Source organism: Pseudoalteromonas sp. S327 (assembly GCF_005886415.1).
In the GTDB taxonomy this organism is placed as follows: Bacteria; Pseudomonadota; Gammaproteobacteria; order Enterobacterales; family Alteromonadaceae; genus Pseudoalteromonas; species Pseudoalteromonas atlantica.
On record NZ_PNDP01000014.1, the window covers coordinates 100,373 to 108,401 of the forward strand.

An 8,029-nucleotide genomic window follows, 5' to 3' on the forward strand; every position below is an offset into this window, starting at 1 on the left:
AAGCGACCTTTTTACTTTTACAGCGCAAAATACCAATTAAAACTTATAAGAGGCAGAAAATTTAACGTTACGCGGTGTACCAGGTTGTACCCATGCATCGGCAAACGAGTTTGTGTAATACGTTTCATCAAACAGATTATTTACCTCAGCCGTAACACCAATCGCGTCTGTTACATCGTAATTTACAAATACACGCGCGGTTGTATAACTGGGTAGTTTAAAGTCGGTACCAAAATAGCCATTGCGTTCGTCTACAAATAATAGCCCGCCACCAAATTTAATTGCATTGCCATATAACTCGCCCGATTTAACAAGCTGCAAGCTAAGTTGATGCTCTGGTACATTTAAAAGTGACTCGCCGGCCTCTACTGTGTAGCCAAAGTTAGCATCAAAAAATGAGTTTTCTATTTGGGCATCTACATACGCATACGACGCCCAAATTTCTAAACTATCGCTAAGCTCACCCGTTAGGTCTATTTCTATTCCCTTACTTTGCGCTTCACCAATGGCGGCATAAGTAAACGCTGCTGGGTCGTCTACTACTAGCATGTTGTCTTGATCTACTTTAAATACAGCAACGGTACCAAATAACGCGCCATCGTTAAGGGTAAATTTTACACCTAGCTCAGCAGAGGTAGATTGGTTTGGCTCAAAACCATCGCCATTGGTATCATTGCCCGACAGCGGGCGAAAGTTTTCGCCGTAGGCTGCATATACAGATACATAATCACCGGCTTCATACACCACACCAAACTGCGGGCTCACGCGCGACTGCGTTTGTTTAGTATTAGTACCTGCTAAACGGTTATTTAAACGCTGCTCGTAATCATCAAAACGGGCACCAATACGAATATCTAACTTATCGGTTACGCTTATTTGGTCTTGAATAAATACCCCTAGTGACTCTTGAATCTCTACGCGATCGGTATTAGATGTAGGCGTTGGTAATTCATACGCGCCGTATACAGGGTTAAATACATTAATGTATTGATCGCCCCGTACACGTAAAATAAATTGATCGTTTTCAAATTTATCAGCGTCAACACCCATAATTAAACGGTGCTCAAAACCGCCAAGCTCAAGGCTGCTGCTTAGCTCTGCACGCAAAACATGGTATTGAGCATCAAAATCGCGGTAGCGCCTAAAGCGGTTTACTTCGCCATCAACTACGCCGCCAAACCCGGTTTCGGTTGCAAAGCCTTCCATAGAGGTATCACGGTAGTTTGCACCAAATAAAATGCTCCAGTTATCATCAAAGTCATGAATGTACTCTAACTGATGCCCTAGTACATCGGCTTCAATTAGGCCATCGCCCGGTTCACCTAAAAAACGGCTTTGTGGAATAAGCCCAAGCTCGCCATCTATGGCTAATACGCCTCTATCAAACGGCACTTCTTGGTCGCTGTATTCAAGCTCGTAAACAAGTTGGCTGCTGTCGTTAATATTCCACACTATTGACGGGCTAAAACCGTGTTTAGTGGTTTCTATGGTGTCTCTAAAGCTCTCGGCGTCTTCGTAAAAACCAACCAGTCTAATTGCAATGTCGTCGGTAAGCGCTGTGGTGTAATCAACATCGGCGCGGTAAGTATCAAAACTCCCTACCGAGAGCTTAATTTCACCTTGCGTATCAAACGTTGGGCGTTTAGTAACTAAGTTTACTGTACCACCTGGCTCACCACGGCCAAATAAAGCCGCACGGGGGCCTTTTAAAACCTCAACCGACTCAATACCCGACAAATCACGCGAGCCACCAAAACCGCGCCCAGCATTAAAACCATTTACTAAGTAGTTACTCGGTAGGTTTTCATCGCCTACAAAGCCACGTAACGAAAAACTATTCCAAAGCCCACCAAAGTTATTTTGCCGTGCAACAGAGGCCGATAAATCAAGCGCTTGGTTAAGGCTTACTGCACCTGCATTTTCAAGGGCTTCTAAATCAATTTTAAGCTCTGATTGTGGAGTTTCTAGTTGGCTAAAGTTACCTTGGTAAGCTTGGCGCGTAGCAACCACTGACAGTCTTTCAATATTCGTGTTAGCACTGTGTGTTTGCTGGTTTTGATCAGCAGCTAAAGCCTGGCTGCTAAATAAGCTTACTAGGCACGCACTTAAATAGGAGAGCTTAAGCCCTGTTGTGTTGGTTTTCATTGTGAACCTTGTTAGTAATATAAGTATTTTATAGTTATGGTGTTGTTACTAGGAGCGCCAAACAGCGGCGGTTAGCGCACCTAGTAAGGATTACTTTGCTATAGCCTCAAAGCGTGGCATGTTATTGAGAACTGATTTAGGCGGGTTACCCTTATAAAATAACCAAGGGTAGTAAAACTCACGTAATTGCTGATGATAATCACGAATTTGCTGCTCGTATGCATACGCTGCTACTGAGTCGGTTTGGGCGGCTCGCGTTAAGCTGCGCTGCAATAACAGCGGTGGCGAAAACCACGACACAACGCCTGCTAAGTCATATTTTTTAGCGGCTGCGTCTCGGTATGCTTTAGAGAGCGGCGCTGCTTTTAAATCGCCCATTTGCTGAAATGCGTAATACCATTTCCACTCAAACTCACTGCTCATAGCAATGTATGGCGCAAGTGCTGGGTACTCTTTAATAAAAGGCTGCATAGTGGCAGATTTTGGTAAATCCCAGGCATCATTTACCGCTTCACGCTGAGTAAGCATAATGTCGCCACCCTTAGGCGAATGCACCGATTTGTTTATAGCAAGGTCGCCTAAAATAGGAATAATAAAAGCAAATAATACCCATAAACCAATTAGGCCAGAGGCAACGCGCGGCGCACTAGTCGCGTTTTTGCCCCACCACACACTCAGCGCAGTCCAAAATGCAAGGTATGCAATACAAAGTAGCGATACATACGCAATTTCAAACGCGCTTGCCCCAGCTATAAATGCACCTATAAAAAATGGCAGCATTAAACACACTATTACTGCTAAAAACCTTACCGTTATACGTGCGCCCCACAAATCAAAGTACGATTTAGCCGTAGTAACCAGTAAGTCGTGCCTGCCGCTAGTGCGCTCGTTTGCAAATAAGTCATGAAACAGCAAAATAATAACCAGTGGTGCTAAGGCGCTAATTACAAATACAAAATCAATTTTACCGGCTTGTGCCAGCTCGGCATTTTGCGCATCGCTTTCGTAAATTTGCCCCTCTATGGCCAATAAATTAATACGGTGTTTCCACGGGAATATATCGCGCTCACCTAATGCTGCAAAAGCAAGGTTAGATGGCTGAGAATACGTTAAATGAAAACTGTAATAAGCCAACATGCCCGGATCGTCTTGCTTTTGCAGCACTTTAGCGCGATCGCTTTGATCTGCAGCTTTTAAACGCTCTATTGTTTGCTGCTGCGCGCTTACTTCGCTAAGCCCGCTGTATATTGCAAAGCCCGATAAAACAAAGCTACATAACAGCAATACCACAAGGTACTTTTGACGCAGTAAAAAGCCCCATTCTCGTGTAAGTTGTGTAATTAAATAACTCATATCAAACGTTTTCCTACCAATTTAATACCGCCTACAAGTACTACAATCCACAGTATTAACTGTAAAAAAGCAGGTACACTTCTTTGCGCGCGAACATCAGCGCTATCTACATCAAAGGTAAAGTTTTGCAGTATTTGCCAGTTCTCTGATCCTACGCGTGCTTTTTTAGTGGCCTCGGTATTGGCGTTGCGGTTCATATCAACTTGGTAATCAAGCTTTTCAATGTGTACTTTGTTAAGCCCTTGCACAAAATCAAAGCGCAGCTTTTCGGTTTCGCGTAAAAAGCGATGATGGGTTTCTATGCTTGTGCCTACTACAATCATCGACAGCGAGCGAATAGCCACCATAGGCGATACCCAACCAAAGTAACGCGATACCTGCGTTTGCTTAAGCTCACTTTGCATGCGCTGCTCGGCAAACTGGTTTAACACCTTAGTTTGTTTGGCCTCTGATTCACTGGCCACTAACCCTCTAAAGTTTACTGGCAGCTCATCAATGCTGTTTACGTTGTATTTTTTAAGCAGAGATTGTTTAAATTGCTTAAAGGCGGGATCGTTGGTGTTATGGCCATCACCTAGTTTTCTAAGCTCAGCTTTTACTTCAAAGTCGGTTTCTATTTTACCGGCCGATGGCACAGCCGTAGAGGCACTGGTACTTGCTACGCGCGGCATAACAATGCACAGTAAAATCCACACAAACGCAAGCGCTGTAAAGCTGCCACTATTTTTACTAAACACGCTCGATGCTAATAAAACAACTAACACCCACACGCTTAAATACAATGCATAGCCCACAATAAAACTAACAACTGCTAAAAGGCTCTCACCAGCGCTAAGCGTAAATAACGCCGACACCGCTAATGGCGCAATAATTAACCCAACAACACACAAAAGCGCCAGCCCTTTACCCGCAATCAGCGTGCTGCCTTTGGTGCCTTGCGCCAATAAATACGACAGCGTTTGCGATTCGCGCTCACGGCTAATAGAGCTGTAACCTATTAAAATAAGCAGTAACGGCGCTAATGTTTGCACAATAAAAGCAGGCGTTAAGCTGCCAAGTTTTGTTAAAGCTGTGCCTTGGCGCTGCTCGGCAAACATTGCACTGTTTTGCCTATGCCCTTCTAAAAATATTGAGTTACCTGTGTAGGCATCAATCCCCGGATCTAGGGTGCTCAGTGGGGTTGGTGTTCTAAAAGCGTAATGCCCGTAATGCACCATTCTGTGTGGGTGGCGATCGGGCTGCTCAGCAAAGCTTTGCTCTGCATTGCTTTGTAATTCATTACGAGTGTGGCTAAGTTCGTGCATTGTAATGGCAGTCACCACCACCGATGAAAGCGTAAGTAATAAACCTATGGCTAAAACGGTCATCGCCAGTTTTGAGCGAAGCCAATAGCGCCACTCATCTTTGGCAACTATAACCACCTTTGAAAAATTATTTTTGCTCATTACGCGCCTCTTTGTGCAAACGCGGCATGAACTTGCTCGGTATCAATACGGCCGTTTTCTGGCGCGTCAAATTCGCCCACCAGCTCGCCCGCTCTTAATAAACCAATTCGGTTTGCAACTTGGCATGCGCCGTATACATCGTGCGTTACCATTAAAATAGTAGCGCCGGTTAATGCAAGCTCACGCACTAACTGGTTAAACTCATCAATAGCAACAGGGTCAAGGCCCGATGTAGGCTCATCGAGTAAAAATATGGGGGCTTGGCGTAAAATAGCCAGTGCAATCGCAGTTTTTTGCCTCATGCCTTTAGAGTACGTTTGCATAGGACGCTCCCATGCAGCTTGCTGTAGCGCTACACGGTTAAACGCAGCATTAATTTGCTCATCGGTTTTTTTAATATCAGCAAGCGATAAAAAATACGCCACGTTTTCGCGGGCAGTTAAATGCGGATATAACGTGGCCGACTCTGGCAAATACGCCGTTTTACCGCGTACAAAATCAAGTGCGTGTGTTACCTCTTTGCCCGCTACTTTTACAGAGCCTTGAGTGGGTTTATTAAATCCAAGCAAGGTTTTTAACGTGGTTGATTTACCCGCGCCGTTACCGCCAAGTAACGCGTAAATTTCGCCTGAGCCTACGCTAAAGTTTAAGTTTTTTAAAATAGCGTTGTTTTTAATGCTAAAACTTAACGAGTCCACTTCAATAATGGCTTCGCTTTTAACTGTTTGAGTAGCGGCTTGAGTTGTATTTAGGGCTTCATTACGTGTTTGTTCCACACGTGGAGATTCTTTCGGTGATGTTTGATTAACAGCTGTAGGTGTACTCACATTCAAACTCTATTAAGGGAAATTAGAATGCGTTGAATGTTATACTATATCAAACACCTATTGCAACACTATAACATATTAATAATTAACAAATGATGCAGAGGTTTTAATAGTGATACCCACGTTGATTTATTCAACGGGTTTTGCCTATTACAAAATCCATAGCCATTTAGGCTAAAATCATTCCTAACGCAGCGTTTAAAATTAAGTACTTAAGTTATTTACGTCTTACCTTTAAAGTAAATTGAACAATGAACTTTTCAATTGCTAAAATGCCCACCTATTTTTCTATCAAGAGATACAATGGCAAATTTCAATACTCATCTTAATACTGCAGTCATCGTCACAGGTTTAGGCTCAGCCACTTTATTATCTGCAGGCCATATTGATTTAAACGGCGCACTTTGGTTATGGTTTTTAGGCTCAATTGGCGGCTTATTACCCGACATAGACTCAGATAACTCAACCTCGCTCAATACTATTTTTAACTTATTCGCACTGAGCGCTGTATTACTGGTGCTGCATTACATAACCACCGAGCTAATAATCGAAATTAGTTTTATAGAGCTAATCGTAGTGCCGTTATTGGTGTACGGGTTTATGAAATACATTATTAGGCCCATTTTTGAATGGATCACTGTGCACAGAGGCAGCTGCCACTCATTATTATTTTTAGTGCTATGCGCGCTGTTAACAACGCAAGTAACCTGGCAACTAAACGAGCAAACAACCACACAAGCAGCCACCTTTGCCTGGTTAACAGGTGGGTTTATTTTAATCGGCGGGCTAATTCATTTATTACTCGATGAAATTTACAGTGTAGATTTAAGCAATGTCACCATTAAACGCTCCTTTGGCACCGCGTTAAAAATAGCCGACTTTGACAATAAATTAATTACGTTAGCATCAATAATTGCCATTGCAGGTTTAATCTATGTAGCCCCGCCTACAGAGCAAACTATTATCGCATTAAGTGATTGGTCTCATTTTAGGCTTTTATCTTAATAAAAAACATTTATAGGCTTAGTCACACAAAATACCCATAAACATTGTTTGTGGGTATATATGCGTTTTTAAGCGATTGTTTTAATTTCCTCTCGAATAAACAGCCAGCTTAGTTAGTCGAAATCACCCCAACATTTAATTTAAAAGTTAATTCACAAAAAGGATAAGAGGCGCATCTCTTTTAAAGTCTCAACAGCTTAACTCAATGCGGCTTTGCCAATTTAAGTTTCATTAAAAGCGCAAGTTTTAGCCTATTTGATATTAATTATTATTTTTATTGGTTTTAGTGAAATAATTACTCCGCTTTACCTGTCTTATAGCAGCAATACTTTCATCTGTTTGATGTATGCAAAGTGACTACAACTTTTAAAGCGTCAAATATACAATTAGAAGAGGACCATAATGGAATTTACACATAAACGCACCACCCTAATTACAGCATCGTTATTGTTAGCGTTAGCAATAACCCAGGCTATTTTTACTGCCTTTTACAGTGCTGAAATTAGCTTTTCAAGACAGTATGCATGGGGACTAGAAGCCGTGCTGTTTACTGTGCTTGTGGCCTTTGCAAGTACCACTATGGTGCAAGCTAAAAACGCTCAACTAGGTTGGTCGGCTATCACATTTAGCGCAATACTTAACATAATACAGGTGAGCATTGGCCTAACGTTGTTTTCAACATTTGGTGAAGTAGCGGGCGCAGTAGAAGGCGCACAACCTTTAATTGGCGGTGTGGTGTCTTTATCATTCATGATTTACTACGCAGCTAAATTACTACTAGGCTTAGCAGCACTTGTATTTGGCCTATCTTTTATTGCTAAAGGTGGCAAAGCCATTGGCGGCCTTACAGCCCTAACAGGCGCAGTTGCAATGCTTGCCAATGCAGTATTAATTATTGCTGGGCGTGATGGGTTCTTACCATCAGGTGTTGCTGGTGCATCAGGTATGATTGCAACATTACTTCTAGCAATCTGCTTATTTAGCCTTAACCGTAAGCAAGACTAAGGTTTAGTGCCTTTTTAGTAAGGCACTTACTTAAATAAGTTATAAACATCGGCGTGAATTAGGGTTCTAATTCGCCGATGTTTTATGTTTGAAGTATACTCTTTGCGCATTCCAATTTTGCTCCCTCTTAGTAATCTAAATACTAACTCACAAAGAGTTTATGAGGCGCTGCGCTTTTAGAGGGTAAAAATATCTTATATCAAAAGCTTTTAACCGATTTATGTTTTGATGTATGAAGTCAAGATTTGA

The 8,029-nt window shown here is 42.3% G+C and carries 6 protein-coding genes; 2 read left to right on the plus strand and 4 right to left on the minus strand.

Going from position 1 to position 8,029, the window contains the following annotated elements; all coding sequences use genetic code 11:
* Positions 1–36: 36 nt before the first annotated feature.
* The 4 genes from CWB60_RS05965 to CWB60_RS05980 all read right to left on the minus strand — a co-directional run bounded on the left by CWB60_RS05965 (position 37) and on the right by CWB60_RS05980 (position 5,770).
* Entirely contained in the window at positions 37–2,145 is a 2,109-nt protein-coding gene (locus CWB60_RS05965; protein ID WP_138576384.1) for a TonB-dependent siderophore receptor, read from the minus strand.
* Between the two features lie 90 nt (positions 2,146–2,235).
* Complete coding sequence (locus tag CWB60_RS05970) at positions 2,236–3,498, minus strand: DUF3526 domain-containing protein (RefSeq protein ID WP_138576386.1); 1,263 nt, start codon at positions 3,496–3,498, stop codon at positions 2,236–2,238.
* A complete protein-coding gene (locus CWB60_RS05975; protein WP_138576388.1) occupies positions 3,495–4,943 on the minus strand; it encodes an ABC transporter permease in 1,449 nt (482 codons plus the stop codon). Before CWB60_RS05975 ends, CWB60_RS05970 begins: the two co-directional genes overlap by 4 nt.
* Entirely contained in the window at positions 4,943–5,770 is an 828-nt protein-coding gene (locus tag CWB60_RS05980; RefSeq protein WP_171036120.1) for an ABC transporter ATP-binding protein, read from the minus strand. The genes CWB60_RS05975 and CWB60_RS05980 overlap by 1 nt, the downstream gene beginning before the upstream one ends.
* A gap of 303 nt (positions 5,771–6,073) precedes the next feature.
* Between CWB60_RS05980 and CWB60_RS05985 the strand changes: the two genes are divergently transcribed.
* Both CWB60_RS05985 and CWB60_RS05990 read left to right on the plus strand, forming a co-directional pair.
* Positions 6,074–6,775: a metal-dependent hydrolase gene (locus CWB60_RS05985; protein ID WP_138576390.1), complete on the plus strand. Its 702-nt coding sequence runs from the start codon at positions 6,074–6,076 to the stop codon at positions 6,773–6,775.
* Between the two features lie 402 nt (positions 6,776–7,177).
* Entirely contained in the window at positions 7,178–7,780 is a 603-nt protein-coding gene (locus CWB60_RS05990; RefSeq protein WP_138576392.1) for a thiamine biosynthesis protein ThiC, read from the plus strand.
* Positions 7,781–8,029 lie beyond the last annotated feature (249 nt).